Below are 25,554 nucleotides of genomic sequence, written 5' to 3'. Positions count from 1 at the left end.
AGATCAGACGGCGGCTGATCACACGCAATCCACTGATGCAGGGGTTTTCTGCAGGAGCTTGCCCTGCAAGCGATGGCCTGTGGATCGCCTGGGTTCTATCGCCAGCAGGGCTGGCTCCTACAAAGATCAGACGGCGGTTGATCACCCGCAATCCACGCACGCAGGGTTTTTCTGTAATCAGGCTGCGGCTGATCACCCGCAATCCACGGACACAGGGCTTTTCTGTAGGAGCTTGCCCTGCAAGCGATGGCCAGCGGACCGCCTGGGTTCTATCGCCAGCAGGGCTGGCGCCTACAAAGATCAGACGGCGGTTGATCACCCGCAATCCACGCACGCAGGGTTTTTCTGTAGGAGCTTGCCCTGCAAGCGATGGCCTGCGGACCGCTTGGGTTCTTTCGCCAGCAGGGCTGGCGCCTACAAAGACAGGGTCGCGACTTTAATGGGTCTGAAGAATGGTTCACAGGAGGCGGGCGCATGAGCTTGCGACAAAACCTGCTCAATCCGGCGCAGCAGGCGCACCAAGCGCATACCTCGGCGCAAAAAGCCGCCCAGATGGATTGGCTCAATGACCTGCCCGCAGGCGGCTTGAGCGCCGCGCAAACCCTGAACTGGCTGCATGGCTGGTCCGAGATGGGTTGGCTGCGCCGCTTGGACAGCGCCCTGGCCGCGCAACTGCTGCGGCTGCAGCCCGACGCGCCGCCCGCGCTGCTGGTGGCCGCTGCCGTGCTGGCCCAGATGGAAGGCCGGGGCCACACCTGCTTGTCGGTCAATGACTTGCTCACGCCTCCCGTGACCTTGCTGGCCTGGCCCGCTGATGCGGTGCATGGCCCGCAAGGCTTGCTGGCACTGTGGGCACATTTGCCTGCAGACCGGGCAGGCTGGCTGGCCGCCTTGCGTGCGGCACTCGCTTGCCTGCGCGATGCCAGCGCCCCCGATGCTGGCCAGCCCTTGGTGCTGGGCGGCGCTGCTGATGCGCCCTTGCTGTATTTGCGGCGCTATCGCGCTTACGAAGAGCGAGTGGGCAAAACCCTCTTGCAACGGGCCCAAAGTGCGGTGGACGTGCCTACGGCCCAGGCCCGCGAATGGCTGGACCGGTTTTTTGTGAATGTGCCCAGCACGGGGGCCTCGCCTGAGGAAGCCACCGACTGGCAAAAACTCGCCTGCGCCGTGGCCCTGCGGGCGCGGCTGTCGGTCATCACCGGTGGCCCTGGCACGGGCAAAACCTACACCGCCGCACGTTTGCTGGCACTGCTTTTGGCGCTGCATGAAGGCGTCAGCCCCTTGCGCGTGGCCCTGGCCGCGCCCACGGGCAAGGCCGCTGCGCGGCTCAAACAATCGATTGACGGCTCGCTCCAGGCGCTCAAGGCGCAGGCCAACGAGCAGGACAACGAGCAGGCCGGTGCCACGCTCGATCTGGACACCCTGATCCAGCGCATCGGCGCGGCCCGCACCCTGCATTCACTGTTGGGGGCGCGTCCCGATACGCGCCAATTCCAGTACCACGCTGCCCATCTGCTCGACGTGGACGTGCTGATCGTGGACGAAGCCTCCATGGTGCATCTGGAAATGATGGACGCCTTGCTGCAAGCGCTGCCGCCCACGGCCCGTCTGGTGCTGCTGGGCGACAAAGACCAGCTGGCCTCGGTCGAAGCCGGTGCGGTGCTGGGCGATGTCTGCCGCGACGCTGCCCAAGGCGGTTACACCGACGACACCTTGCGCTTTGCACAAGAAGTGGCCGGGCAAACGCTGGCCGCGTGCTTTCACGCATCGGCCGCCCCAGCGCTGCCCGCCTTGGCCCAGCAAACCGTGATGCTGCGCAAAAGCCGCCGCTTTGACGGCCCCATTGGCCAGTTGGCCCTGGCGGTCAACGCAGGCGATGCGGCCCAAGTACAGCAAGCCTTTGCGCTGCCCGGCAAGGCCTTGACCGCCTGGCAGCCGGAAAGCCCCCAAGCGGTGTGTGATCTGGCCACCGGGCAGGGCGCTCGGGCGATCGGCGGCGCTTCGTATGCCGACTACCTGACATGCGTCAACACCCCACCAATGGCAGGCGATTTGGCCGCGCACGAGGCCTGGGTCAAACAAGTGCTCAAAAGCTTTGACCGCTTTCGCATTCTGTGCGCGGTGCATCAGGGCGAGTGGGGCACTGCCGCACTCAACGCCGCGGTGCAAAAAGCCTTGGCCGATGCAGGCTGGCTGCAGCCCCAGGGCGAATGGTTCACCGGCCGCCCGGTCATGGTCACGCGCAACGACACGCAACTGGGCGTCTTCAACGGCGATGTGGGCGTGGTCTTGCCCAACCTGCACAAAGTGCCCAAAGCCTGGTTTCTCGACGGCGAGCAACTGCGCTCGGTCAGCGTGGCGCGTCTGGCCCACGCCGAAACGGCCTTTGTCATGACGGTGCACAAAAGTCAGGGCTCGGAGTTTGAACACACCGCCCTGGTCCTGCCGCCCGGCGCTGCCGAACTCCTGTCGCGCGAACTGGTCTACACCGGCATCACCCGCGCCCGAGAAAAATTCACCCTCATCGAAGCCCAGGAGGGTCTGCTCCACGCCGCCATCGCCCGCCCCAGCGTGCGCGTCAGCGGTTTGCGGCAGTGGTGGGGCGGGGCAGAGCGGTAGTTTGCGTGCCATCCACCGCCGGGTTCTCGCAGGTCGGCGGTCGAAGACCCCGACATTGACCCTTGAGCCAGGCCTCCCGATGTGATGTCGGCCGAGGTGCATGAGCTTGAGCCAGCAACGTCGGACTCTTCGAGTACAGACCTACGGGGGATTGGTTTTTGTAGGTCGGCGGTCGAAGACCCCGACATTGAACCTTGAGCCAGCCCGCCCGATGTGATGTCGGCCGAGGTGATTGGGCGTGCAACGTCGGACTCTTCGAGTGCCGACCTACGGGGGATTGGTTTTTGTAGGTCGGTGGTCGAAGACCCCGACATTGACCCTTGAGCCAGGCCTCCCGATGTGATGTCGGCCGAGGTGCTTGAGCTTGAGCCAGCAACGTCGGACTCTTCGAGTACAGACCTACGGGGGATTGGTTTTTGTAGGTCGGCGGTCGAAGACCCCGACATGTCTGTTGACCTCAGCGATCCACCCCACAGACCGTGTCAGTTCGCATACCCCTCACAAGCGCCCGCATTGGGCTTACCCCGGCATTCGCGCAGCAGGCGCTTGTCGCGCTCGGCTTTGTTTTCGCCATAGCCCTTGTCTTGCTTGGGCTTGGGGGCGCGGGATTTTTTGGTTTTTTTGGGGGCAGAAGAAGGTTCGGTGGCGGTGGCGGTGAAGTTGTCGCTGCTGATGGCTGCGTGGCTGGTGCTGCCCACCATCCAGGCGATCAAGCCGACCAGAATCAGGTGCTTTGTCATGCGGGTCTCCCTGTGTGTGATTTTTTGTCAACCATCATATGCATGCCTTGAACTTGTGCAAGCACGCGACAGGCCAAACTCCAGGCTTGCCTTTAGGATGCCAACATGAACACCCCCTCCACACCTTTTCTCCCACCTTTCATGCGCCAGACCGTGCTCGATCTGGAAGAGTCCCGCATCCGCGAAGTGGCCAATGCGGGCATGGGCCGCGCCGATGTGCTGGCCTTCTGGTTTGGCGAGTCCGACGAAGTCACGCCCGATGTGGTGCGTCAGGCTGCCATTGACTCCATGCAGCGCGGCGAAACTTTTTATTCCCACAACCTGGGCCTGCCCGAGCTGCGCCAAGCCGTGGCCGACTACATGACGGCCCTGCATGGCCCGATAGGTGTAGACCGGCTGGCCATCACCTCGGGTGGCGTCAACGCCCTGATGCTGGCCGCGCAGGCCCTGATCGACGCAGGCGACGAGGTGGTCGCGGTCACGCCCGTCTGGCCCAACCTTACGGCGCAGGCGCTGGTCATGGGGGCGAATTTGAAGTGCGTGTCATTGCGCCCCGTGGCTGGCCAGTGGCAGCTCGACATGGCCGCGCTCAAGGCCGCCATCACGCCCGCCACGCGAATGCTGATCGTCAATTCGCCCAACAACCCCACGGGCTGGACCTTGAGCCGCGCCGAGCAGGCCGAAATCCTGGCGCACTGCCGCAGCACCGGCACCTGGGTGCTGGCCGACGAGGTGTATGAGCGCCTGTATTTCGAAGCCGATACCCCCAACGGCTGCGCCCCCTCATTTCTGGATGTGGCCGAGCCCGACGACCGCCTGGTCGTGGTGCACAGCTTTTCAAAGAGCTTTTTGATGACCGGCTGGCGCCTGGGCTGGCTGGTCATGCCGCCCGCCATGACGCCACACATGGGCAAGCTGATCGAGTTCAACACCTCTTGCGCCTCGGTCTTCACCCAACGGGCAGGCGTGGCCGCTTTGCAAAACACCGCCGACATTACGCCCCGCGTGGTGGCGCACCTTAAAGCCTGTCGCGACACACTGGTGCCGCTCTTGCAAGCCGTGCCCGGCGTGCAAGTGGCCGCGGCCAAAGGCGGTATGTACGCGTTTTTCCGGCTTGAAGGGCATCCCGACTCGGTGGCGACTGCCAAACGCCTGGTGGCCGAAGCCGGTCTGGGCCTGGCACCCGGCGAAGCCTTTGCCCCCGAGGCGGCAGGCTGGTTGCGCTGGTGCTTTGCGTCTCAGGATCTGGTGCGGCTGGGGGAGGGCGTGAAACGGCTGCGGACTTGGTTGGCCACTAGCGCATCGCATGGTGCCTAAGCGCTGATGCTGCGGCCCTCACGCTGGCCCCGTCCAGTCGCGCTTCAATGGGTGATCGCGACCTTCAGGCGGCAGTCGGGTTCATTCAGTATTTGTCAATCGGGCGAGGCATTGATGTTGCCGATGCGCTCAAGCTTCATCTTGGCTCTGGTGTGCCGCACGCGATGCGCACTCACCGTGTGCTCTGAATGCCTTGACAATGCCTCAAACGCACGGCTGATGTGCGCATCCCACATCCGGTTGATTCGATCCTGCCTGGCAAGAGCACAGGCAAACAAAACACTTGGCCGTCTGGATGAACGTGTAGGCCCGATGGATGCCCCATCTCAGTGCGCTGATCGCGCAGTGACTGTCGCCTTCAAGCTGGCCCCAGGACAAGCCATTCACGCTTGGTTTTTGAACCCTCAGACGCCGTGAGCAGGGCACAGCGAAAGAGCAGAAGGTGCGCCCACTTGAACTCTGCGATGTGGCACCTTCGCATGCGGGTGAATGGCATCACTGAAAACACCCATCGCCAAAACTCGGTGGGTTCAACCTATTGATTCGGCCCTGTGAAGGTTTTACTGCTCAAAGATGTTGCAGGTCGGCGGTCGAAGACCCCGACGTGGGGCGTGTCCCGAAACTCGTCACGTCGGACTCTGCGAGTGCCGACCTACGGGGTCCATTTGTAGGTCGGCGGTCGAAGACCCCGACATGGGCCTGTGCCGAGGCCCGTCACGTCGGACTCTGCGAGTGCCGACCTACGGGGTCCATTTGTAGGTCGGCGGTCGAAGACCCCGACGTGGGCCTGTGCCGAGGCCCGTCACGTCGGACTCTGCGAGTACCGATCTACGAGATGACATTTCTCAGACTTTTCAAACTTCAATGTGCCGTATCCACGGGTTCAACCCGATCGCGCTGTCGGATTGTGAAACTGGCGTCATCATGGTCTCAAGACCAGTCAGTTGTTGGGACCAACGATAATCCTGGCATGTCATCCCACAAAGTGCTCTTCGGCTTCCATGCCGTGGGCGTTCGCCTCAAGATCGCCCCCCAATCCGTTGTAGAAATCCATTACGAGGTCACGCGCCGCGACGCCCGCATGCGGCAGTTCATCGACAAGGCCCGTGACTCGGGCATGCGCATGATCGAGTCGGACAACGAGCGCCTGGCCAAGCTGGCCGGTGGCCATGGACACCAAGGTGTGGTGGCCGTGGTCGCCCCCTTGCCGCAAAACAACTCTCTCGATGACCTGCTTGACACCGTGCAAGGCCCACCTTTGCTTTTGGTGCTGGACGGCGTGACCGATCCGCACAACCTGGGCGCTTGCCTGCGCGTGGCCGATGGCGCGGGCGCGCACGCGGTCATCGCCCCCAAGGACCACGCGGCAGGCATCAACGCCACCGTGGCCAAGGTAGCCAGCGGTGCGGCCGAAACCATGCCGTATTTCATGGTGACCAACCTGGCGCGTACCTTGGGCGAGCTCAAGGAGCGCAGCATCTGGGTGATCGGCACCAGTGGTGACGCGCCACGCAGCATTTACCAAGCCGACCTCAAAGTGCCCACCGCCTTGGTGCTGGGCGCCGAGGGCGACGGCATGCGCCAATTGACGCGCAAGAACTGTGACGAGCTGGTGAGCATTCCCATGCGCGGCGCGGTCGAGAGTCTCAACGTCTCGGTGGCCAGCGGCGTGTGTCTGTATGAAGCTTTGCGCCAGCGCAGTTGACGGTATCCTTATGGATTCGGCCCGATGAAGTCTGAACCGTGTGTTGCCAGTTGGGAGGATTTTGTGGGAGCTTGCAGCCAAGCGAAAAGCCTGTGGTCCACAAGCGACTGATCGCCAGCAGGGCTAGCTCCCACAAGGTGCAAGATTGAAGTCACCCTGCAGACTTCAACGGGCCGGATCAATAGGTCGGTGGCTTCAGCCCCGACATCACCCTTACAGCCATTTCACACAAGGAATTTTCCATGCTCCAAAACATCAAACACACAGCCCTGATCACCGCGGTCACCAGCGCCTGCTTGCTGGCTGCCTGCACGCAAGAGCAGCAAAACAAGATCAGCCGTGACATCCAGAACTGGACCGGTACCAACGGCGTGATGGAAGTCTATGCCGGTGACAAGGTCGTGCGCCGTTTCCTGAAAGTGGACAAGGTCAGCACGGCATTGGGCACCGATGACAAGCAGCCACGCGCCTACCGTTTTGGTTATGGCGTGCTGGATGAAAACCTCAACATGCAGGTGGACCCGGGCGAGAAGAAGGTCTATTTCGAGGTCAGCGACTATTCGAATACGGTATTTTTCGAAAGCCCGCGCTGATCTAGCATTGGCTATGAGTTTTTTTTCGAATCAGCTGTCTCACTATTTTCTTCAGTCAATCCTGTTGGCCTTGGTATTGGGCTCCTTGGTTGGCATCGAGCGTCAGTGGAATCGTCGATTGGTGGACCTCAAGACCAACGCACTGGTGGCCATGGGCGCAGCCCTGTTCATGCTGCTGTCGAAAACACCCCAAGGTTTTGTCGAGCCGATTCAAATGGCCGCACAAATTGTGGTGGGCGTGGGCTTTCTTGCGGGCGGGATCATGTTTCGAGATTCGAGGCAAGCCCAAGGCTTGAACACTGCCGCCACTTTATGGTGTTCAGCCGCCGTGGGGGCCATGTGTGGCATGAATCGCTGGTTCGATGCAAGTGTTGCGTCCATCGCCATTGTGTTGGCCAACAGCTTGTTAGGAAGGGTGGCGCAATACCTCAACAAGCAAATGGGTATCGCCGATAACCTGACCGACAGTGTGCAGTTTCAATGGGTTTGTTCGGCGAGTGATGCGCTGGTGGTGCACGAAAAAATGACAGAGATGTCGCGCAACAGCCTATGGGAAATGCAGGAGGTCAGACTGGAACGGCATGGGGTAGACAACACCTTGTTGTCCATCACTGCCCTGTTTGAACAAGGAGAGTCTGACAAAGGGGCACTGTCGATTCAACAAGCTACAGCCGGTTGGCCTGCGTTCAATTTTTCCTGGCGCAAACTTTAAGTCTGTTCAAAGAGGCCCAAAGGCCCATCAAACCCAGCCCATGCCCCCCAGCAGGGCGCCCAGGCCAATCAGCCACAGCATGTGAATCTGTGTGCGCCAAATCACCAAAGTGGTCAGCCCCGTCAGTGCATACAGCGGCCAGTCACGCGCAGGCTGGTTGTGACTCAGGGTCAAGAGCCAGGCCGTGGACAGCAGCAGTGCAATCACGATGGGCGCCATCCCCGACTTGAAGGCCCGAATGCCGATGTTGTCACGGTGCTGGTGCGCCCAGCGTGTGGCCGTGTAGGTCAGCACCGATGACGGCAGCATGATGCCCAGCATGGGCACCATCACCCCCAGGCAAGCCAGGCCCAAACGCATCCAGCTGTCGCCCAAGCCTGCACCGGCATTCATGCCCACGTTGAAACCCATCAAAGCCACAAACAAGATGTTGGGCCCCGGCGCGGCCTGGGCCAGCGCAATGGACGAGGTGAACTGCGAATCGCTGAGCCATTGCGTTTCATCCACCAGATAGCGGTGCATGTCGGGTGCCGTGGTGATGGCGCCACCCACCGCCAGCAAAGACAGCGAGGCAAAGTGGTTGAACAAACTCAGCCAGTCACTGGCCGTCAAGGCAAGCACCGGGTTCATGGCTGCGCTCCCGACGATGCGGCTTGTTTAGCCAACTGCCAATAAGCCCAGCTGCAAGCCAGCAGGCCCGTGCCCAGCAGCACAAAGGCAAGAGGCCAGCGCATCACGCCCACCCCCACAAAACTGGCCGCTGCCAGGCCCACACACACCGGCATGCCCATGGGGTTGCTTTTGAGCGCGCCGATCAGTTTGAGGCCAACCGCAGCGATCAGCCCGGCAGACACGGCCCCCATGCCGCGCAAAGCGCCTTGAGCCCAGGCCGCATCCGAGACGCCGCCAAAGGCGATGGCCAGCACAAGCACCACCACCAAGGGCGCGGCCAGCATGCCCGCCAAGCCCGCCAATGCGCCGGGCAAGCCAAAGTAACGTCCACCAATCATCAGCGACAGGTTCACCACATTCGGGCCGGGCATGATCTGGGCCACGGCCCAGTCTTCGACGAATTGCTCGCGCGTCATCCAGCGTTTTTTCTCGACCAATTCACGCTGCACCACGGCCAGCACCCCGCCAAAACCCTGCAGAGCCAGGATGGTGAAAGACACAAACAAGTCGGTTTTCGAGCGGGGATGGTTCAGCGGCGGGTGATCAGGCATGGGGCGATTATCCCTGTGCGGCTTCATCGTCCAGCCACACCAGTTGTCCCCGACCGCTTTCGCTCAGGCGGTGCATCAAGGCCGCTGCGTCAGACGCGGGCAGGGCAAAACGCAAAGTGACCACACTGCCATGCGTGACGTCCTGCAACTGCGCCTGGGCCAGCTCCACCTCGCGGCGCACCAGCCCTTCCAGCGCATAAGGCACGCTACAGGCCAGCTCGGTTTTCTTGATCAAGGGGATCTTCTCGGCCGTCAGCAGCGCCTGCGCCACCGCATCGGTGTAGGCCCGCACCAGCCCGCCCGCGCCCAACTTGACGCCACCAAAGTAACGTACCACCGAGGCCATCACGCCCTGCAAGTCCTGGTGCCGCAGCACGTCCAGCATGGGGCGCCCGGCAGTGCCGCCGGGCTCGCCATCGTCGTTGGCGGCTGACTGGCCACCGGCCAGCAGCGCCCAGCACACATGCGCCGCATCGGGGTGCTCGGACTTGAGCTGCGCCACACGAGATTGCGCCTCTTCACGGCTGGCCACAGGCTCCACGCAGGCGATGAAACGGCTTTTCTTGATGATCAGTTCGTGGTGGGCGGGGGTGGCGAGGGAGAAGGGCATGGGCGATCAGCGGGGCAGGGCGGGGTTTGGAAATGCGTACCGGGCTCAGAAGGCTTGGTATTTCAACACGAGGTCAACACGAGGGGATTTTTTCGTGGCCAAACATGAGTCATGATGTGTATAAACGAGCGTTATTTAATTCATCATCGCCAATGAAAAATCTTGAACCCAGGGACGAGTGGGTAGACGTCTTGCGTGGCTTGGTCGCGCTGCTGGTGGTGGTTCACCACACCGCCTTGATGTATGGCGCCATAGGTTCGTGGTTTTGGCATGAGAAAAGTCCAGACAACTCGTTTTCTTCGCTGCTGCTGACCGCCTTTTGCACGTTCAATCAGTCGTGGTTCATGGGTTTGTTCTTTTTGCTGGCGGGGGCTTATGTGCCACGCGCTCTGGCCCGCAAGGGGACAAGTCGTTACCTGATGGACCGGCTGGTGCGCTTGGGCCTGCCGCTGCTGGTGTTTGGTTGTTTGCTGGGGCCATTGACCATCGCTTTGGCTTTCACGAGCAAAGGCTTTTCATTCCAAGACACGCTGATGGCCCTGTGGCGTCAGGCGCGATTTGAATCCGGCCCGCTGTGGTTTGTGGCTGCTTTGTGGGTGATGACCTGCATGATTACGCCGTTTGTGCCCTGGCTGCAACGTGTGCGCCCGTTTCCCTCCATGGCCATGATGTGGGTCGCAGCCTTGTTGGTCGGTGCCTCGGCCTTTCTGATTCGCTTGGTTTGGCCCGTTGGACAAACCTGGTGGATCGGCTGGCAACTGGGCTACTTCCCAGGTTATGTTTTGCTGTTTATTGCGGGCGTTGCCGGCGCACAGTCGCGTTGGTGGTTTGACGTGCCGGCCTCATCGGCCAGCACTTGGCGACGGGTCATGCGTTGGGTGGTTTGGCTGTTTCCGTTGGTGGCCATCGCTGGCAGTCTCATCCCTTGGATGGCTGGGCCAGCTGTGGGTGGTTGGAATGTTCAGGCGTTAATCTACGCATTTTGGGAGCCCTTGGTGGCATGGGGTGTCCTGTTGGGACTGCTGCGATGGGCCCAGCATCGTTTTACCAGCCCGTCAGGATCCTACAAGGCGATTGGTCGAAGTGCTATGACTGTTTATCTCATTCATCCACCCATCGTGGTGGGCTTGGGTCTGGCTTTACAAGGATGGCATTGGCCTGAGCTGCTCAAATTTGTTGTGAGTGCAGGCATGAGCGTGTTGATTTGTCTGGCCAGCGCACAACTATTGCTGCGAACATCGGTGTGGAGGCGGTGGTTTTAACGGTGATGCGCCGAAGTGATGGTCGCACCATCCTTGATCACAATACCCACCAACCCCATGAGTCCACCCCCAAACCCCTACACTAGCGGGTTATCCCGAGTGCCCAGCCCATGAACGCCTTTGTCGACGTCTCTTTCTTCCCGCGTGATGCCAAACCCCTGACCAGTTACCGCAAGTTCTGGGCGCAGCGCTTTGGCACGGCCCCGTTTTTGCCGATGAGCCGCGAAGAAATGACCCAACTGGGCTGGGACAGCTGCGACATCATCATCGTCACGGGCGACGCCTATGTGGACCACCCCAGCTTTGGCATGTCGGTCATTGGCCGCATGCTGGAAAACCAGGGTTTTCGGGTCGGCATCATCGCCCAGCCCGACTGGACCAGCGCCGAGCCCTTCAAGGCCCTGGGCAAACCCAACCTGTTTTGGGGCGTGACCAGCGGCAACATGGATTCCATGATCAACCGCTACACGGCGGACCGCAAAATCCGCACCGACGACGCCTACACCCCGGGCGACGTGGGCGGCAAACGGCCCGACCGCGCGGCCATCGTCTACAGCCAGCGCTGCCGCGAAGCCTTCCCGGAAGTGCCCATCGTGCTCGGTGGCATTGAAGGCAGCCTGCGCCGCATCGCGCATTACGACTACTGGAGCGACAAAGTGCGCCGCTCGGTGGTGGTGGACAGCAAGTGCGACTTGCTGCTGTATGGCAACGCCGAGCGGGCGATTGTCGAGATCGCCCACCGCCTGGCCGCCCGTGAGCCGGTGCAGCAGATCACCGACGTGCGCGGCACCGCTTTTATGCGCCGTGAAACCCCTGAAGGCTGGTTCGAGATCGACTCCACCAGCGTAGACACGCCCGGGCACGTTGAGGCCCACATCAACCCGTATTTGATGATTTCGGACCAAGCGCGGGAGCAGGGCGCGACCTGTGCGCGTGAAGAAGAGGCCAAGGAAGTGGCCGAAGGCCACAATGCCAAAAACATCGAGACTGATTTGTCTGCCGCCGTGGCCCAGGCCCGCACCGTGCAAGCGGCCATCCAGCCGCTGACTTTTGTGCCCAACCCGGCCCTGCGCGGCAAAGGCACCCACAAAGTCCCGCCCCGTGACAAAAGCGTGATCCGCCTGCCCAGCTACGAGCAAGTCAAGCAAGACGCCGTGCTCTATGCCCACGCCAACCGCGTGCTGCACCTGGAAACCAACCCCGGCAACGCCCGCTGCCTGGTGCAAGCGCACGGGGAGGGTGCCACCGCCCGCGACGTTTGGATCACACCGCCGCCCATCCCACTGACCACCACAGAGATGGACCATGTGTTTGACCTGCCGTATGCCCGCAGCCCACACCCGCGCTATGCCGACGAAAACGGCAGCCACGACCACGCGACCAAAATCCCCGCCTGGGAAATGATCCGCTTCAGCGTGAACATCATGCGCGGCTGCTTTGGCGGCTGCACCTTTTGCTCCATCACCGAGCACGAAGGCCGCATCATCCAAAGCCGCTCCGAAGAATCGGTCATCCGAGAGGTGGAGGACATCCGCGACAAGGTCAAAGGCTTCACCGGTGTCATCTCCGACCTAGGCGGCCCCACCGCCAACATGTACCGCCTGGGCTGCCGCAGCCCCGAGATCGAATCGGCCTGCCGCAAACCCAGCTGCGTGTTCCCCGGCATCTGCCAGAACCTGACCACCGACCACGGCCCGTTGATCAACATGTACCGCCGGGCGCGTAACCTCAAGGGCATCAAGAAAATTTTGATCGGCTCTGGTCTGCGTTATGACCTTGCCGTGCAGTCGCCCGAGTATGTGAAAGAACTGGTGCAGCACCATGTGGGCGGCTACCTGAAAATCGCGCCCGAGCACACCGAGGGCGGCCCGCTGTCCAAGATGATGAAGCCGGGCATCGGCACCTACGACCGGTTCAAGTCAATGTTCGACAAGTACAGCGAAGAAGTGGGCAAAAAGCAGTTCCTCATCCCGTACTTCATTGCCGCCCACCCGGGCACCAGCGACGAAGACATGATGAACTTGGCCGTCTGGCTCAAAAAGAACGGTTTCAGGGCCGACCAGGTGCAAACCTTCTACCCCAGCCCCATGGCCACAGCCACAGCCATGTACCACTCCACCCGCAATCCGCTGCGCAAAATCACCCGCGACAGCGAAAAAGTGGACGTGGTCAAAGGCGACAAACGCCGCCGCCTGCACAAAGCGTTTTTGCGCTACCACGACTCGAATAACTGGCCGCTGCTGCGCGAAGCACTCAAGGCCATGGGCCGGGCGGACTTGATTGGCAATGGCAAGCACCATTTGATCCCGAACTGGCAGCCGCTGGCCGAAGAGGGCTACCAAAGCGCCCGCCGCAAAAACAGCACGGGTGCGGGGGCCAAGTCGTCGGTGTCTTTGTCGACGGCGGCCAAGCGGTTGGGGCAGCCGAAGAAGGGGCAGTTGCTGACGCAGCATACGGGGTTGCCGCCACGCAAAAAAGGCTGACTTTCAAGTTCCGTTGATTGGGCACTGATTATTCTGGGGTCTCAGGCGGTTATTTATTTGCCTCTTTTTTAGGCGCTCCTCGCCAGCCCAGTCTCCATGCGCCTTGGCGCAGTTGTCCTAGGGCTTATCCACAGGCTTGGACACGGTGGGTGTGGATGCTTCTTTTCACCGTCTCCGCCATGGTTTTTTGAGCGATGCATGGCAGTTTTAGCTTTTTTAGGGCAGAAAATGCGCCAAAAGGAGAGCCTCATGTCCGCATCGTCTTCTTCGTCCTCATCTTCGTTCTCATCCGTCAAGTTGTCTTCTGGTTTGGTCAATCAGGCCCGTGATGCGGCCTCAAGCATGCGCCGTTCGGTGGTCGGGCAGATCGAGTAATGTGCGAATTTGGGCTGGATCGCCAGGCATCGGGCTTGACGGTCTCTGAGGCGCGCGAGGCCATCGCGCTCTACGATGTCCGCCAGGCCGCCCCAGTGGCTGCCGATCCGCTGCACGCTCTGGACGCGGACTTTCTGGCCGCCGAAAGTTCGGGCCGTCTGGCGCAGGCCGTGCGCCAGACCGTGCAGAGCAACCGCCGTCAGGTGATGAAGGCCGCCTGAGTGTTGCCGCGTGAGTGTCGCTGCCTGACTGTTGCCGCCAGAGCGATTGCCATTGTTGAAACCCGTTTTCATTTTGCTCGCTGGCCCAAATGGTGCTGGCAAATCCACTTTGTACCGCACAGCGCTTGCTTCGGGCTTGTTGCCGTCCGATACTGAATTTGTGAATGCGGACCTGCACGAAGCCCATGCCCTGCAGCACATCACCGATCCCGAACTGCGTTCTGCCCAAGGCTGGGCTTGGGCCGAGAAGGTTCAGCTTGCCAAGCCGCCTACACCGTTGTTCGCGTAGCCATGGCTTGACGTAATGGGGCGAGGATGGCGCGGGCGCTGTGGTGGCCTCAAATGGCGTCTTGTGCATCCGGCGGCTGCCTTGGCACAGCGGCCAATGCGGCCTTGAACTTGTCCACGCTGGCCCGTTCAGCACGTTCTTTGAGGTAGGTTTCTGTGGCCAAAGCCGAGACTTTTTCTGCCACGGCGCTGGCGATGAACTGGTTCATGGACACATGGTCCTGGCTGGCCATGGTTTTGGCCATGCTGTGCAGCGAGTCGGGCAGGCGAATGCTGATGGTGCTCATGATGATTTCTCCAGAATTTCTAGCAGTTGTCGGGGGCTCATGACTTGAACATGGAGGCTCGCAGCTTTTTTGAAGTCAGCCACGTTCCAAGTCACGATGCTGGCTTGGGCCTTGACGGCCAGCTCCAAGATAAAGTCGTCGTTGGGGTCTTTGAGTAAGGGTCGCCAGAGGTAAAAAATCCGGTGGTGTTCACTTTGGGCGCATATGTAGTCGATGACATCGTCAATTTGGGCGTGGCTCAATGCCAGTTGCCCGCGCTTCAGGACATCTTCGTATTCTGCAATCAGTGGCGCTGACACCTGCGGCAAAAATCGCGCTTGCCCCACCATGCTCAAGAGCCGATAAGACACACCCATCTGTGAACGCAATGCGCTGTAAAGCACATTCGTGTCGATGACGATGCGGGGGTTTAAAGTCATATTGGTATTATGAGAGATACCAAAAACCAGGTCAATCAGGGTCCACTTTGTCTGTATTGAATGAGTGTGACCGGACGCTTGCAGGCTATCCAAGCTGATCTGCTCAAGTGTCTGACGCCGTGCTTGCCCCCATTTGTGCCATCACACACCGCGCCCCCAAATCTTCATGGCGCACAGTGCCGTCACCGAGGTTAATCAGCAAAATCAGGAGGCTGCTTCGATCACGCGCATTTCAATGTGCAGTCCGGCAGCGGTGGCCATGTTCACCAGCGCATCTAGGCCGAACAAGTTGATCTTGCCGCGCATCAGATCTGAGACACGTGGCTGAGTCACGCCGAACAGCTTGGCGGCCTGTGCTTGGCTCATTTCTGTGCGGGTCAAGTGGTTCTTCAGCGCCGTCATCAGAATGGAGCGCAGCTTCATGTTTTCCGCTTCTTCCGGGGTGTCCTCAATGGCATCCCAGACGCTGGCAAATCTTTGCTTGGTCATTGGCCTAGCTCCTTTAATAAGTCTCGATAACGCTTTGCAGCCAAGTCCAGATCAGCCTTGCTGGTCTTGGCAGTCTTCTTTTGGAAGCAGTGAAGCACATAGACGGCATCGGCGAACTTGGCAATGTAGATGATCCGGAATGCACCGGCAGCATCCCGAATTCGAATTTCCTTGACGCCTTGACCCACGGTGTTCATGGGCTTCCAGTCGTCCGGCGCTTGTCCGCTTTGCACCTGATCGATTTGATGGCCTGCCTCGCGCCTTGCCGTGAGGGGAAAGGAACGAAGATCATCAAGGGAACTGCCTCGAAATTCGACAGGCTTTGGATCAGACATCCATGAAATATATAAAATTTTATATAGATTGACAAGTAAGTTGTTGTTAGCGGTTTAGGGATGGTGACTAAGGCGTTTGAATCTTCCTAACTTGGAAGTCCGTGACGGTCCTGCCCATTTTTTGAGCGCATGACGCCAGCCCAGTCCCCATGCGCCTTGGCGCGGTTGTTCTAGGGTTTATCCACAGCCTTGGGCACTGGGTGTGTGGATGGTTCTTTTCACGGTCTCCGCCATGGTTTTTTGAGCGATGCATGTCCATTTTGGCTTTTTATGGCGCAAAATGCGCCCAAAAGGAGAGCCTCATGTCCGCATCGTCGTCTTCGTCCTCATCTTCGTTCTCATCCGTCAAGTTGTCTTCAGGTTTGGTTAGTCAGGCCCGTGACGCGGCCTCAAGCATGCGCCGTTCGGTGGCCGGGCAGATCGAGTATTGGGCAACTTTGGGCCGCATTGCCGAGGCATCTGGCTTGACGGTCTCTGAGGCGCGCGAGGCCATCGCGCTCTACGATGTCCGCCAGGCCGCCCCTGCGGATGCCGACCCGCTGGACGCTGTTGAAACGGATTTTCTGGCTGCAGAAAGTAACGGCCGCCTGGCCCAAGCCGTGCGGCAGACTGTTCTGAGCAACCGCCGTCAGGTGATGAAGGCCGCTTGAGCGATTGCCACGTTTGAAGCCCGTTTTCTATTTGCTGGCCGGCCCCAACGGGGCTGGCAAATCCACGCTGTACCGCTCTGCCGTCGCTTCGGGCTTGCTCCCTGCCGATGCGCCGTTCGTGAATGCAGACATTCATGAAGCCGCTTGCCTTCAACACATCACCGATCCAGAGGAGCGTTCGGCCCAAGCCCGGACATGGGCCGATGCGCGTCGCACAGCTTGTCTGGCACAGGGCCAGTCGTTTGTCAGTGAGACGGTGTTTTCGCACCCGTCCAAACTGGCCTTGATGCAAGAAGCCAGAGCCGCAGGCTTTGCGGTGGTGTTGCTGGTGGTGTGCGTCAATGACCCACGCCAGCTCTTGGGCAGGGTAGCGCAACGCGTGTCCGAAGGTGGGCACGATGTGCCGTCCGAGCGCATTTTGGCGCGGTATCCACGGACTTTGCAGCATTTGCAGGACGCCATCCCCTTGGCCGATCTGGCCTTGATGTACGACACCTCAGGGGTGGGGCGCAACGGTATTTCAGGCCCCAAACTAGTGGCTCGGTGGCGTCAAGGCGTCTGGCATTGGCAAGTGGCCCGGCCACCGGCTTGGGCCAAAAAGGTTCAGCCTTTAGTCACACATGAACCGACTCATGCATAAATCGACTCACGTGTAGCCTGTTCCGTTTGTACTGATACCGAGCCCATGCGTGGTTCGCTGAAAAACACCACTCCCCTCACACCATCTGCACCTGCGCCGTGAAGGCGTAGCCCAGTTTGTGCACGGTTTCCATGGGCAGATCGAAGCCCAGCACGTCGCGGGCTTTGTTGCGCAGGCGGCGAACCAGAATTTCCATGCGCCGGAAATCGTAGCTGTCCGGGTCGTGGCCCAGGCAGGTGACCAGCTCATTGCGCGAGACGGCCTGGCCGGGCGTTTGCGCCAGTCGGCTGAGCAGCACGCTTTCGGAATGGGTCAACTTGATCGCCAGGCCCTGGGGCGACTCCAGCGTCCATTGCAATTTGCGCAAAGTCCACAGCGCTTGTGAATTGGCCCGGATGCGGCGCACCAGGTTTTGCACCAGCGAAGACAACTCTTCAAGCTGGATGGGTTTGACCAGATAAACATCGGCGCCTGCCCGAATGCCTTCGATGCGTTGATCGCTGTCACCACGGGCCGTGGTGATGATGACGCCCTTGTCCTGCATGAGTGGGCGTTGTTTGAGCCATTCCAGCCCATCGCCATCGGGCAAACCCAGGTCGAGCACCAAAATTTCATAGGGATGGGTTCTCATCCATTCTTGCGCAGCACGAAGGCTGCTCACGCCATCCGCAATATTGCCTTCCATATTGAGGTAGGTGACCATGGCTTCTTGCAGGTCGGCTTCATCCTCCAGGACCAAAACCCGGGGTGGGGCGGCGCTCGGTGTTGTCATGTCTGTGCAGCGGTTTTGGGTTGACTGGGCAGCCAGATGCAAAAGCAGCTGCCCACCCCGATGTTACTCACCAAGTCCAGCTGCCCCTGATGCATGTCGACGATGCGACGGACAAAAGCCAGGCCCAGGCCCATGCCCCGGACACGGCCTTCGGGGGCAATGCGGAAATAGTCTTCAAAGATCGATGTCTGGTGTTCAGCCGCAATGCCGCAGCCGTGGTCCGTGACGGCAATCCCGATCATCGAGGCTTGGGAGCGCACGTCGATGTGGATTTGCGAGCCCTGCTTTGAATAGTTGCAGGCGTTGTCGATCAGGTTGATCAGCGCAATCTCCAGCAAGTTGTCGTCGCCCCAGATTTCGCCCGGGTCCGTGGCCATGTGCAATGTCAGCTGATGGTTGGCATGGTAGGACATCTGCGAATCGATCAATTCGCGCAACCAGGCTGCCAGTGGAATGGGCTGCAGCCTGAAGTCCTGCAAGGACTTGTTCAAACGGTCGCTGCGCAGCCATTTTTCAAACATGGACAGCAGCCTTTGCGTAGCGCTGGCGATCACGTCCAGCCGCTTGGTCACATTGAGCGTGCCCAAGTCGGCTTCTTTGCGCATGAGACTGATCTGGCTCTCCACAATGCCTAAGGGATTGCGGAACTCATGCGAGATCAGGGCGCCAAAGCGCACATATTGCGTCAGTGTCTGTTTTTCATTGTTCAGCGACTGCTCCAGCTCGCGGGTGCGTTGCTGCACCGCTATTTCCAGCCGTTCTTCGGACAGGCGCAAGCTCTCCAGCATGCGCTGATGGCTGGACAGGGCCATGGCTTGTGCGTTTTCGCGCTCCTGTCGCTCGGTGTGGATCAAGTCAGCCAAGGACAGCGCCAGCAGCAGCATTTCGGCGGCCGAAGATATTTGCAGACTGTAGGACGTGTAGCCGTTGGTGGGCAGCCAGCCAAAACCCCTGAGCACGGCCACAAAGGCCCCGATCCACAAAACCCCCCACGCCAGCAAGAAGAACCGGGCTGCCTTGTAGCCGTGGCGCCAGGCTCGCCAAGCCATGGTCAACACTGTCAGGCCTGCCGGGATGCACACCAGCGAAAAGATCACAACCACGGATTGCCGGTCCAGATCCAGCCACAGGGAAGCCAAAAGCCAGGCCGCAATGCCAAAGAACACAGCGGCGGCCCATTCGTTGAAGCGGGCCATCTTCGAGGTCTCGCGCCGCATCTGCAAAAAACGGTTGCTGAACAAGAGCCCAAAGCCGGTGGCCAGGCTCAAAAAGAAGCTTTGGGCAATCGGCTCGAACGCGTTCCATTCGCGCCACACAAACAGATGGCCCAGACCGTTACCCGCCAGCATGCCCATGCCGATATGGCTGACAAAGAGCGAATAAAACAAAAACCGGGCATCCCTGAGCGACACCGCCAAAAAGAGGTTGTAGATCAGCAGCGCGATGAGCCCGCCAAAATAAAGCGCTTGCAAGATGAACTGCTTTTGGCTCTGGTTGCCAAACGCATCGGGTTGCCAGACCTGCAAGGGAATGGTGGTGCTGTGACTGGTCCTCACGCGCAGCACAAAAGTCTGCTCTTCGGTGCTCAGGTCCAGCGGCATCAAATGAAAGCGGTGAAAGTAGGGCGCATTGCTCGCAGGCCGTGTGGTGCCCAAATGCAGCACCGCTTGGCCCGGCGCATAAAAGTCGATTTCATCGAGCAGTAAAAAAGGAATTTCCAAGAGCCACCGCGCAGGAGCTTGGGCAGCGCGCTTGAGTTTGATTTTCAGCCAATAAGCCGAGTTGGAATATCCGAAATTCATGTCACCTCGCTCCACGAGCCAAGGCTGAAATCGCGAGGCTATATCTGCCCGGTCAAGGTCTGAATATTGAATCTGCCCGGACGGGTCTTCCATGAACTGAACGCTGTCCATCGGCTTGATCTGTGTGGTGCCCAAGTCCAGGGTTGCCGCAGCACTGCTGTTGATGCTGCCAAACAACGCCAAGCCCAAAAATATCAAATTCGGAATCAAATTTTTCATTTGGACCACTTTTTTATTGAATACTTTGGCATAAATTATATTTCAAAATGTCAAAAATGTCGGATTTGAGAGTTTTTTTGTCGAAATCGCAACGTAGACGCTGTTCGCACCACTTCGTACCATCTTCAACAGGCAGCAGGTCAAGGGGCCTTGCCGGGGCTTGTTTCATGACCCATCACTTGAAAACGCAGCGAAATGCGAATCCAGGAATTGGGGGGTACGGGCTTTGATTATTCACCCCAAGTCGTCGGTCGGGGTGAATTGGGGGGCTGATCGGTGTGAATGCCACGCTGCTCAGGCCAGTGATTCAAATTGACTATTTTTAAAAGGACTCCATCATGTTTGAGCAAGTTGTTCCCGTGAATAAAGAGCGCCATGCCGGTAAAAAAGTCCGGATGAGCAATGATTTTGGCTTCGCCTCGAAGTTCCATGTCGCCTACGTCACCCTGCATGAATTTGCACGGGCTGCATCCATCTACCCGGTGGTGTTCCTGGAAGACCAGGCCAGCGACGAATTCCGTCCCGTTGTGCTGATGGGCCTGGACGCCGGTGAGAACCTGTTTGTCAACGCCCAAGGCGAGTGGTCGGCCTCTTACATTCCGGCCATCATCCGCCGCTACCCCTTTGCGCTGACCAAGGCGCCCGAAGCTGATCGCTTCATTGTTTGTGTGGACGAAGCCAGTGAACTGCTCAGCGACACCGACGGTGCCGCCATGTTCGACGAACAAGGCAACCCCACGCAGGTCATTGAAAACGTCAAGCGTTACCTGGGTGAATTGCAGCAAATGGATCAGATGACCCATGAGTTCAGCAAGTTCCTGGTGCAAAACAACCTCTTGACCCCCCTGAACATGCGCGTCAATGCCGCTGACCAAGTGCGCAACATCACGGGTTGCTACGTGATCAACGAAGAGCGCCTGAACAACTTCAGCGACGCCAAGTTCCTGGAAGTGCGCCAAAACGGCTACCTGCCCGCGATCTTTGCGCACCTGATTTCGCTGTCGCAGATCGAGCGCCTGGCCGGCATGAAAAAGCCCGATGCCGACGCTGCCGCGCCAGCGCCCTCGACCGAAACTTTGCAGTAAACCCGATGCACCCCACTCAGGCACACCCGGTGTGCCCGGGTGGGGCTTGCACGACAGCGCCAGCGTCTTTTGAAGCCGCTGGCTTTTGCAATCGTACTTGCGTGATTGGCATGAAACACACCTCCACAACCTCAAGCGCCAAGATCTGCGTGACCCTGACCGCTGCTGTGTGCGCACTGGCCTGCCAAAGCTTTGCGCAGTCGGCCCAAGCGACGCCGCAAAAGGATGCTCAGGCACCAGCCGCTTTGGCTGCACAAAAGCAGTCGCTTAGCCTCAAGGAGTTGGTGGAAAAACTGCGGGCATCAAACAAGACCATCCGATCCAAGCAGGCCGAAGGGCAAATCGCGGCCACCGGCATTGACCGAGCCGCCTCAGCGTTTCAGCCGCTGGCCAACATATCGGCCACCCACGGCAAAAGCATCACCAAGAACACCTTTGAAGAATCTATGATTCGTCAAGGCACTGGCCTGTATGACCGCAAGGGCAATGACTACTCGGTGGGCGTGTCGCAATTGCTGGCTTCCACCGGTGCCAAGCTGGAAGTCAAAAGCACGCTCTCCAGATTCCTGACCAATATTCCCGACTACAACCGACCTGAAGGCGCTTACGACAACCGCAGCAACCTGGGCTTTTCCATCACCCAGCCGTTGGTACGCGATGCCGGGCCTACCGTCACCAACGCCCGCCTGCAAGTGGCCAAACTGGACGCCACAGCCGCCGACCACGCCACCCGCGACACCGAAACCAGCGTCGTGGCTGAGGCCATCATGGCCTATCACGAGATGGTGTTTGCCCAGCACCGCGTGCAAGCCGCGCAGGAAAAAATCCGCAACGGCCAGCGTTTGCTGGTGGAAGCCCAGGCCATCAACCGCAAGGGCCGTTTGCCCGACTCGGATGTTTGGGAAGTTGAAAACGCCCTGAACCGCTTCATGGCCGGTTTGAGCGAAGCCCAGCAAGTCGAACGCGAAAAAATCAACCGCGTGCGCACCATGCTGCTGAGCGTGGCCGCAGACAGCCCCCAAGGTCTGCTGGCGGTGGACGCCTTGCCTGCGGTGACCGACAAAACCCTGAACGCCGACGAAAGCCTGCGCACCGCCATGTCGCGACGCGACGATTACCTGATGCGCAAAGTGCAGGCCGAGCGCGAAGGCGTGCAGTTGGCCTACACCCAAAACCAGACCCTGCCGCGTGTCGATCTGGTGGCCTCCTACGGCATGAATGGCCTGGAATACGCCGCCAGCCGGGCCTACAGCTGGTCCCGCATGTCGGACTACCCGACTTGGTCGGTCGGTTTGCAGGCCTCATTTCCTCTGGGGATCAACCTGCAGGCGCAATCCGACTTGAAGGCGGCCTTGATTCGCCGAGAAGACGCCTTGCTCGGCCTGAAGTCGGTTGAGGTGCAAATTTCCAATGACATCGACACCACCTTGTCGATGCGCAGCACGGCGGTGGAACGCTGGGATCTGTGGAAGCAAGTTCATGCCCGTGAAAAGCAGCAACTGGAGCTCGAACGCCGCAAATTCACGGCCGGGCGCAGTGACACGCGTGAAGTGCTGCTGCGCGAAGAGCGTGTGATCAATGCCCTGTTGACCGTGTACGAGCAACAAATGGCGGTGGCCCGTGCCGAAGTGCTGCTGGACGCCGCACAGGGCACCTTGCTGGACAGTTTTGCTGATCCGAAAAAGTGATTTGAAAGTGTGTATGTGCTTGTTTTCAGGTCTGAGCCGAGTCGGATACCAAGTGCGCAGCGCAATGTGGCGGGCCTGTCTGCGCGGCGGTGTGTTGGCCGCAGGGGCTGTGCTGGCCCTGTCCAGCGTGGCTCAGGTGAGCGCCCCGGGCGTGACCCAGGCACTGAAGGAAACCAAACTCAGCCTCACGGTAGCGGGCCGCATTGACGGCGTGCTGGTCAAAGAAGGGCAGCCTGTGCAAAAAGGGCAGATCCTGCTGTACCTGGACAGGACCGCCGAAGAGCTGGAAGTGCAGCGCAGACGCCTGCTTTTGCAGGATGTGGCGCGCCTGAACGAATTGCGTGAAAAAGAAAAAGTGCTGAGCGAACAGGTCAGCTCGCTCAAATCCTTGCTGGCTTCGGGCGGCGTCTCGCGCAAGCAGGCCGAAGACGAAGAATTGGCCTTGGGGGCCGTTTCGTCTGAACGCAAGGCCCTGGAAAGCAGCAAACAGCGCGAACAAGTCGAGCTGAACCTGGCCATCGAGGCCTATGAACGCAGGCATTTGCGTGCCCCCATCACCGGCATCGTGACCAAGCTGGTGCCCCGCGCGGGCGAGAGCATTGGCGCGCATGAACCCATGGTGCATGTGGTCAACGTCAGCCGGGTGCGGTTTCTGGGCAATGTGCAGTCCCAATTGAGCGCAGCCTTGAAAGTGGGCAACAAAGTCACCATCAAGCTGGGCCTGGACGCAAGCGCCCAAAGCCGTGAAGCGCGCATTGTCTTTGTCTCGCCCGTCACCGATCCCGCCAGTGGTCTGGTGGAAGTGATCGCCGAGTTTGACAACAAAGATGGTTCCGTGCGCCCCGGCATCACCGGCCGCATGGTGTTTTGAGTCGGCTGCCCATGAGCCATGATGCCGTGTTGACCCGCTCCAACGCCGCCACCCAGGCCAGTGCCCGGCTGGCTGCGCTGGCGCATTTTGACGGCCCTCTGGAGGCCTTTTGGCCCTTGTACCTGCAGGCCGTGGCGCAAGCCTTGACGGCCCGGCGCGTGCTGCTCTTGACCTCGGCCGTGGGCCGTCCCTGGCAGGCCCGTGCCCAGTGGCCGGCCCAAGGCGCAGACGCACCGGGTGACGCCGACTGGACCTTGCTCCTGGTGGAACAGGTCAAGGACGGCCTGCCCCATGCCCAATGCAACGAGGCCGATGAACTGGCGCTCGTCATGATGGCACCGTCCGATCCGGGCACCCCGGTGTTTGCCGTGGTGGCGCTCGACGTGGACACCCGCGAGTGGGAAGAAGACGGCCTGTGCGCCTGGGCGGCACTGGCTGCGCCCATTCCCGCATTGTTTGGCGTGCAAAGCCAGTCGCGTGCGCAGGCGCTGGCGGCTCAAAAGGCTTTGCAGACCGCAGCCGCCCCGGCACCCGGTTCGGCCGTTACGGCAGATTCAGTGGCCCCTGCACACAGCGAGGCCGATGTGCAAACCCGCGCAGAGCGCCTGCACGACATCTTGCGCCTGAGCATTGCGCTCAGTCAGGAGTCGCGCTTCATGCCGCTGGCCATGGCCTTGTGCAATGAACTGGCCCTGCGTTTTGACTGCACCCGCGTGTCGCTGGGCTGGGTGGATGGCCATTACGTGCGCTTGGTGGCAGTGAGCCATGTTGAAAATTTCGATGCCAAGTCCTCCGCTTCGCGTGCGCTGGAAGCGGCCATGGAAGAAGCACTCGAGCAAGACCGGGTGCTGCTGTACCCCGCGCCCAAAGACGTGGGGCAGGTCCTGCGCGCGCACCAGGCCTATGCCGACGCGCTGGCTGTGCCTTACCTGAGCACCGTGCCTTTGACCCGGGGTGAAACCGTGGACGCGGTGCTTTGCCTGGAGGGCCAAAGCGCATCGCTCAGCGAATCGCAGCTGTGGGAGCTGCGCTTGATGGGCGAGTCGGTTTCACGCTGGTTGGTCACACTGCATGCACAAGACCGCTGGTTTGGTGCGCGCTGGTGGCATGCGCTGGCCCAGCAAGCCCGCACATTTTTGCAACCCAAGCACAGCGCCCTCAAGCTCGCAGGCGTGACGGCGGTGGTGCTGCTGTGTGTGCTGTTCATGCTGCCCTGGGCTTACCGGGTCGATGCCAGCCTGGCCATTCGCAGCCAGGATTTGCTCTTCATGCCTGCGCCGTTTGACGGCTATTTGCGCAAGGTGCACGTCAACGTCGGCGATCAGGTGGCCTCGGGCGACATCTTGGTCGAGCTGGACACCCGCGACCTGAGCCTGGAGGCCGCCATGGCAGAAGCCGAGCTGGCGCGCCACGCCCGTGAATCGGAAAAAGCCATGGCCGCCCAGCAGCTGGCCGACATGCAGATTGCCGCGGCCCGCCAGCAGCAGTCGGCGGCGCGACTGGACATGATCCGTTACCAGCTGGGCAACGCGCAGGTGCGTGCGCCCTATGCCGGGGTGGTCATCGAAGGCGACCTCAAAAAGAACCTGGGCGCGCCGGTGCGCAAGGGCGATTTGCTGCTCAAACTGGCCCAGACCACACAAAGCTACGTCGAGCTGGAAATCGACCAGATTCACATCCACGAGGTGCGGGTCGGCAGCCAAGGCGAATTTGCCCTGGTTGGACGGCCGCAAGAGCGCTACGGCATCACGCTCACGCGCATTGACCCGGCTGCCACCCACCGCGATGGCCGCACCTTTTATCTGGCGCGCGCCCAGGTGGCGGGCGGGCTCAAGCCCGACTGGCGTCCCGGCATGGGCGGCACCGCCAAGTTGGAGGCCGGTGACCGCAGCCTGATCTGGGTGCTGACGCACCGCACGGTGCGCTTCTTGCGGGAGTTCTTCTGGTTATGAGTCTTGAAGAGGCCAGTGGCAAGACCTTCAGCGACGCCTGGCACCGGGTCTCGGGGGTGCGCGCGCACCTGCGCACCAGCGTGGCTTCCCATCGGCAAACTTTTGGGGGTCAGCCCTGGGTGGTGTTGCGCGACAAATTCAGCAACGAATGGTTTCGCGTCTCGCCCGATGCCTTTGCCTTTTTGTGCCGCCTGACC

27 protein-coding genes (1 of these 27 cut by a window edge) are annotated in these 25,554 nt (G+C 60.3%); 17 read left to right on the top strand and 10 right to left on the bottom strand.

Going from position 1 to position 25,554, the window contains the following annotated elements; translation table 11 throughout:
• The first annotated feature begins 552 nt into the window (after positions 1–552).
• Positions 553–2,619: an exodeoxyribonuclease V subunit alpha gene (gene recD, locus H663_RS22515; RefSeq protein ID WP_420844031.1), complete on the top strand. Its 2,067-nt coding sequence runs from the start codon at positions 553–555 to the stop codon at positions 2,617–2,619.
• A 482-nt stretch (positions 2,620–3,101) separates the two neighbouring features.
• Here the strand turns inward: recD and H663_RS22510 are convergent, their stop codons facing one another.
• Positions 3,102–3,359: a hypothetical protein gene (locus tag H663_RS22510; RefSeq protein WP_053176034.1), complete on the bottom strand. Its 258-nt coding sequence runs from the start codon at positions 3,357–3,359 to the stop codon at positions 3,102–3,104.
• Positions 3,360–3,500: 141 nt separating this feature from the next.
• Between H663_RS22510 and H663_RS22505 the strand changes: the two genes are divergently transcribed.
• The 4 genes from H663_RS22505 to H663_RS22490 all read left to right on the top strand — a co-directional run bounded on the left by H663_RS22505 (position 3,501) and on the right by H663_RS22490 (position 7,686).
• A complete protein-coding gene (locus H663_RS22505; RefSeq protein WP_053176958.1) occupies positions 3,501–4,676 on the top strand; it encodes a pyridoxal phosphate-dependent aminotransferase in 1,176 nt (391 codons plus the stop codon).
• A gap of 970 nt (positions 4,677–5,646) precedes the next feature.
• Complete coding sequence (gene rlmB / locus H663_RS22500; RefSeq protein ID WP_053176036.1) at positions 5,647–6,381, top strand: 23S rRNA (guanosine(2251)-2'-O)-methyltransferase RlmB; 735 nt, start codon at positions 5,647–5,649, stop codon at positions 6,379–6,381.
• Positions 6,382–6,623: 242 nt separating this feature from the next.
• Complete coding sequence (locus H663_RS22495) at positions 6,624–6,974, top strand: hypothetical protein (RefSeq protein WP_053176038.1); 351 nt, start codon at positions 6,624–6,626, stop codon at positions 6,972–6,974.
• A complete protein-coding gene (locus H663_RS22490; protein WP_165803845.1) occupies positions 6,877–7,686 on the top strand; it encodes an MgtC/SapB family protein in 810 nt (269 codons plus the stop codon). Before H663_RS22495 ends, H663_RS22490 begins: the two co-directional genes overlap by 98 nt.
• A gap of 27 nt (positions 7,687–7,713) precedes the next feature.
• Here H663_RS22490 and H663_RS22485 read toward each other — a convergent pair whose 3' ends face one another.
• From H663_RS22485 to H663_RS22475, 3 genes are read right to left on the bottom strand one after another with little or no spacing between them, the layout of a single operon-like run.
• Positions 7,714–8,316 carry a chromate transporter gene (locus tag H663_RS22485; protein WP_053176042.1) on the bottom strand — a complete coding sequence of 201 codons (603 nt, stop codon included), beginning with the start codon at positions 8,314–8,316 and terminating at the stop codon, positions 7,714–7,716.
• Positions 8,313–8,909 carry a chromate transporter gene (locus H663_RS22480; protein WP_053176044.1) on the bottom strand — a complete coding sequence of 199 codons (597 nt, stop codon included), beginning with the start codon at positions 8,907–8,909 and terminating at the stop codon, positions 8,313–8,315. Before H663_RS22480 ends, H663_RS22485 begins: the two co-directional genes overlap by 4 nt.
• Positions 8,910–8,916: 7 nt before the next feature.
• Positions 8,917–9,519 (bottom strand): IMPACT family protein, encoded by a 603-nt coding sequence (locus H663_RS22475; RefSeq protein WP_053176046.1) that lies wholly within the window; start codon positions 9,517–9,519, stop codon positions 8,917–8,919.
• Between the two features lie 152 nt (positions 9,520–9,671).
• On the opposite strand from H663_RS22475, the gene H663_RS22470 reads away from it, so the two are divergent.
• The 5 genes from H663_RS22470 (at position 9,672) to H663_RS22455 (ending at position 14,149) form a co-directional block, all read left to right on the top strand.
• Complete coding sequence (locus tag H663_RS22470) at positions 9,672–10,781, top strand: acyltransferase family protein (RefSeq protein WP_053176048.1); 1,110 nt, start codon at positions 9,672–9,674, stop codon at positions 10,779–10,781.
• A 110-nt stretch (positions 10,782–10,891) separates the two neighbouring features.
• On the top strand, positions 10,892–13,264 hold the full coding sequence (locus tag H663_RS22465; protein WP_053176049.1) for a YgiQ family radical SAM protein: 2,373 nt from the start codon (positions 10,892–10,894) through the stop codon (positions 13,262–13,264).
• A gap of 249 nt (positions 13,265–13,513) precedes the next feature.
• Positions 13,514–13,639: a TA system antitoxin ParD family protein gene (locus tag H663_RS42360; protein WP_276309808.1), complete on the top strand. Its 126-nt coding sequence runs from the start codon at positions 13,514–13,516 to the stop codon at positions 13,637–13,639.
• Positions 13,639–13,860, top strand: coding sequence for a hypothetical protein (locus H663_RS42130; protein ID WP_053176051.1), 222 nt, complete (start codon positions 13,639–13,641; stop codon positions 13,858–13,860). The genes H663_RS42360 and H663_RS42130 overlap by 1 nt, the downstream gene beginning before the upstream one ends.
• Positions 13,861–13,912: 52 nt before the next feature.
• The gene (locus H663_RS22455) at positions 13,913–14,149 is read left to right on the top strand and encodes a hypothetical protein (protein ID WP_053176052.1); all 237 of its coding nucleotides are present in this window, start codon (positions 13,913–13,915) and stop codon (positions 14,147–14,149) included.
• Positions 14,150–14,198: 49 nt separating this feature from the next.
• Here the strand turns inward: H663_RS22455 and H663_RS22450 are convergent, their stop codons facing one another.
• From H663_RS22450 to H663_RS22435, 4 genes are all read right to left on the bottom strand, one after another.
• Positions 14,199–14,435 (bottom strand): toxin-antitoxin system HicB family antitoxin, encoded by a 237-nt coding sequence (locus tag H663_RS22450; protein ID WP_053176055.1) that lies wholly within the window; start codon positions 14,433–14,435, stop codon positions 14,199–14,201.
• On the bottom strand, positions 14,432–14,854 hold the full coding sequence (locus tag H663_RS22445) for a putative toxin-antitoxin system toxin component, PIN family (RefSeq protein ID WP_053176057.1): 423 nt from the start codon (positions 14,852–14,854) through the stop codon (positions 14,432–14,434). Before H663_RS22445 ends, H663_RS22450 begins: the two co-directional genes overlap by 4 nt.
• A gap of 204 nt (positions 14,855–15,058) precedes the next feature.
• On the bottom strand, positions 15,059–15,343 hold the full coding sequence (locus H663_RS22440) for a helix-turn-helix domain-containing protein (RefSeq protein WP_053176059.1): 285 nt from the start codon (positions 15,341–15,343) through the stop codon (positions 15,059–15,061).
• The gene (locus H663_RS22435; protein WP_053176061.1) at positions 15,340–15,678 is read right to left on the bottom strand and encodes a type II toxin-antitoxin system RelE/ParE family toxin; all 339 of its coding nucleotides are present in this window, start codon (positions 15,676–15,678) and stop codon (positions 15,340–15,342) included. The genes H663_RS22440 and H663_RS22435 overlap by 4 nt, the downstream gene beginning before the upstream one ends.
• A gap of 302 nt (positions 15,679–15,980) precedes the next feature.
• Here H663_RS22435 and H663_RS22430 point away from each other — a divergent pair, with 302 nt between their 5' ends.
• Both H663_RS22430 and H663_RS22425 read left to right on the top strand, forming a co-directional pair.
• Positions 15,981–16,328, top strand: coding sequence for a TA system antitoxin ParD family protein (locus H663_RS22430; RefSeq protein ID WP_053176960.1), 348 nt, complete (start codon positions 15,981–15,983; stop codon positions 16,326–16,328).
• Positions 16,329–16,341: 13 nt separating this feature from the next.
• Complete coding sequence (locus H663_RS22425) at positions 16,342–16,968, top strand: ATPase (RefSeq protein ID WP_083451326.1); 627 nt, start codon at positions 16,342–16,344, stop codon at positions 16,966–16,968.
• 76 nt (positions 16,969–17,044) lie between these two features.
• Here H663_RS22425 and H663_RS22420 read toward each other — a convergent pair whose 3' ends face one another.
• Positions 17,045–17,740 (bottom strand): response regulator transcription factor, encoded by a 696-nt coding sequence (locus H663_RS22420; protein WP_083451327.1) that lies wholly within the window; start codon positions 17,738–17,740, stop codon positions 17,045–17,047.
• Entirely contained in the window at positions 17,737–19,761 is a 2,025-nt protein-coding gene (locus H663_RS22415) for a sensor histidine kinase (protein ID WP_053176066.1), read from the bottom strand. Before H663_RS22415 ends, H663_RS22420 begins: the two co-directional genes overlap by 4 nt.
• Before the next feature lie 338 nt (positions 19,762–20,099).
• Between H663_RS22415 and H663_RS22410 the strand changes: the two genes are divergently transcribed.
• The 5 genes from H663_RS22410 to H663_RS22390 form a co-directional block, all read left to right on the top strand.
• A complete protein-coding gene (locus tag H663_RS22410; RefSeq protein ID WP_053176069.1) occupies positions 20,100–20,846 on the top strand; it encodes a SapC family protein in 747 nt (248 codons plus the stop codon).
• Between the two features lie 110 nt (positions 20,847–20,956).
• Positions 20,957–22,534: a TolC family protein gene (locus H663_RS22405; protein WP_053176071.1), complete on the top strand. Its 1,578-nt coding sequence runs from the start codon at positions 20,957–20,959 to the stop codon at positions 22,532–22,534.
• 52 nt (positions 22,535–22,586) lie between these two features.
• Positions 22,587–23,405 (top strand): efflux RND transporter periplasmic adaptor subunit, encoded by an 819-nt coding sequence (locus tag H663_RS22400; protein WP_165803844.1) that lies wholly within the window; start codon positions 22,587–22,589, stop codon positions 23,403–23,405.
• 11 nt (positions 23,406–23,416) lie between these two features.
• Positions 23,417–25,357 carry an efflux RND transporter periplasmic adaptor subunit gene (locus H663_RS22395; protein ID WP_053176075.1) on the top strand — a complete coding sequence of 647 codons (1,941 nt, stop codon included), beginning with the start codon at positions 23,417–23,419 and terminating at the stop codon, positions 25,355–25,357.
• Positions 25,354–25,554 carry the beginning of a hypothetical protein gene (locus tag H663_RS22390; RefSeq protein ID WP_053176077.1) on the top strand. Its footprint extends 1,974 nt past the window's final position, so the window shows 201 of its 2,175 coding nt (coding positions 1–201); its start codon is at positions 25,354–25,356; its stop codon lies off the right edge, out of view. Before H663_RS22395 ends, H663_RS22390 begins: the two co-directional genes overlap by 4 nt.

Origin of the sequence: Limnohabitans planktonicus II-D5 (assembly GCF_001270065.2) — a bacterium.
GTDB classification, from domain to species: domain Bacteria; phylum Pseudomonadota; class Gammaproteobacteria; order Burkholderiales; family Burkholderiaceae_C; genus Limnohabitans_A; species Limnohabitans_A planktonicus.
This window is presented reverse-complemented; position numbering and strand designations above follow the sequence as displayed.

Coding starts and splice junctions, on each gene's coding strand:
- rlmB (WP_053176036.1), top strand. CDS start 5,647: ATGTCATCCCACAAAGTGCTCTTCGGCTTCCATGCCGTGGGCGTTCGC.
- H663_RS22405 (WP_053176071.1), top strand. CDS start 20,957: ATGAAACACACCTCCACAACCTCAAGCGCCAAGATCTGCGTGACCCTG.
- H663_RS22410 (WP_053176069.1), top strand. CDS start 20,100: ATGTTTGAGCAAGTTGTTCCCGTGAATAAAGAGCGCCATGCCGGTAAA.
- H663_RS22445 (WP_053176057.1), bottom strand. CDS start 14,854: ATGACTTTAAACCCCCGCATCGTCATCGACACGAATGTGCTTTACAGC.
- H663_RS22430 (WP_053176960.1), top strand. CDS start 15,981: ATGTCCGCATCGTCGTCTTCGTCCTCATCTTCGTTCTCATCCGTCAAG.
- H663_RS42360 (WP_276309808.1), top strand. CDS start 13,514: ATGTCCGCATCGTCTTCTTCGTCCTCATCTTCGTTCTCATCCGTCAAG.
- H663_RS22510 (WP_053176034.1), bottom strand. CDS start 3,359: ATGACAAAGCACCTGATTCTGGTCGGCTTGATCGCCTGGATGGTGGGC.
- H663_RS22415 (WP_053176066.1), bottom strand. CDS start 19,761: ATGAAAAATTTGATTCCGAATTTGATATTTTTGGGCTTGGCGTTGTTT.
- H663_RS22485 (WP_053176042.1), bottom strand. CDS start 8,316: ATGAACCCGGTGCTTGCCTTGACGGCCAGTGACTGGCTGAGTTTGTTC.
- H663_RS22470 (WP_053176048.1), top strand. CDS start 9,672: ATGAAAAATCTTGAACCCAGGGACGAGTGGGTAGACGTCTTGCGTGGC.
- H663_RS22465 (WP_053176049.1), top strand. CDS start 10,892: ATGAACGCCTTTGTCGACGTCTCTTTCTTCCCGCGTGATGCCAAACCC.
- recD (WP_420844031.1), top strand. CDS start 553: ATGGATTGGCTCAATGACCTGCCCGCAGGCGGCTTGAGCGCCGCGCAA.
- H663_RS42130 (WP_053176051.1), top strand. CDS start 13,639: ATGTGCGAATTTGGGCTGGATCGCCAGGCATCGGGCTTGACGGTCTCT.
- H663_RS22495 (WP_053176038.1), top strand. CDS start 6,624: ATGCTCCAAAACATCAAACACACAGCCCTGATCACCGCGGTCACCAGC.
- H663_RS22475 (WP_053176046.1), bottom strand. CDS start 9,519: ATGCCCTTCTCCCTCGCCACCCCCGCCCACCACGAACTGATCATCAAG.
- H663_RS22420 (WP_083451327.1), bottom strand. CDS start 17,740: ATGACAACACCGAGCGCCGCCCCACCCCGGGTTTTGGTCCTGGAGGAT.
- H663_RS22505 (WP_053176958.1), top strand. CDS start 3,501: ATGCGCCAGACCGTGCTCGATCTGGAAGAGTCCCGCATCCGCGAAGTG.
- H663_RS22435 (WP_053176061.1), bottom strand. CDS start 15,678: ATGTCTGATCCAAAGCCTGTCGAATTTCGAGGCAGTTCCCTTGATGAT.
- H663_RS22490 (WP_165803845.1), top strand. CDS start 6,877: ATGAAAACCTCAACATGCAGGTGGACCCGGGCGAGAAGAAGGTCTATT.
- H663_RS22395 (WP_053176075.1), top strand. CDS start 23,417: ATGAGCCATGATGCCGTGTTGACCCGCTCCAACGCCGCCACCCAGGCC.
- H663_RS22450 (WP_053176055.1), bottom strand. CDS start 14,435: ATGAGCACCATCAGCATTCGCCTGCCCGACTCGCTGCACAGCATGGCC.
- H663_RS22440 (WP_053176059.1), bottom strand. CDS start 15,343: ATGACCAAGCAAAGATTTGCCAGCGTCTGGGATGCCATTGAGGACACC.
- H663_RS22480 (WP_053176044.1), bottom strand. CDS start 8,909: ATGCCTGATCACCCGCCGCTGAACCATCCCCGCTCGAAAACCGACTTG.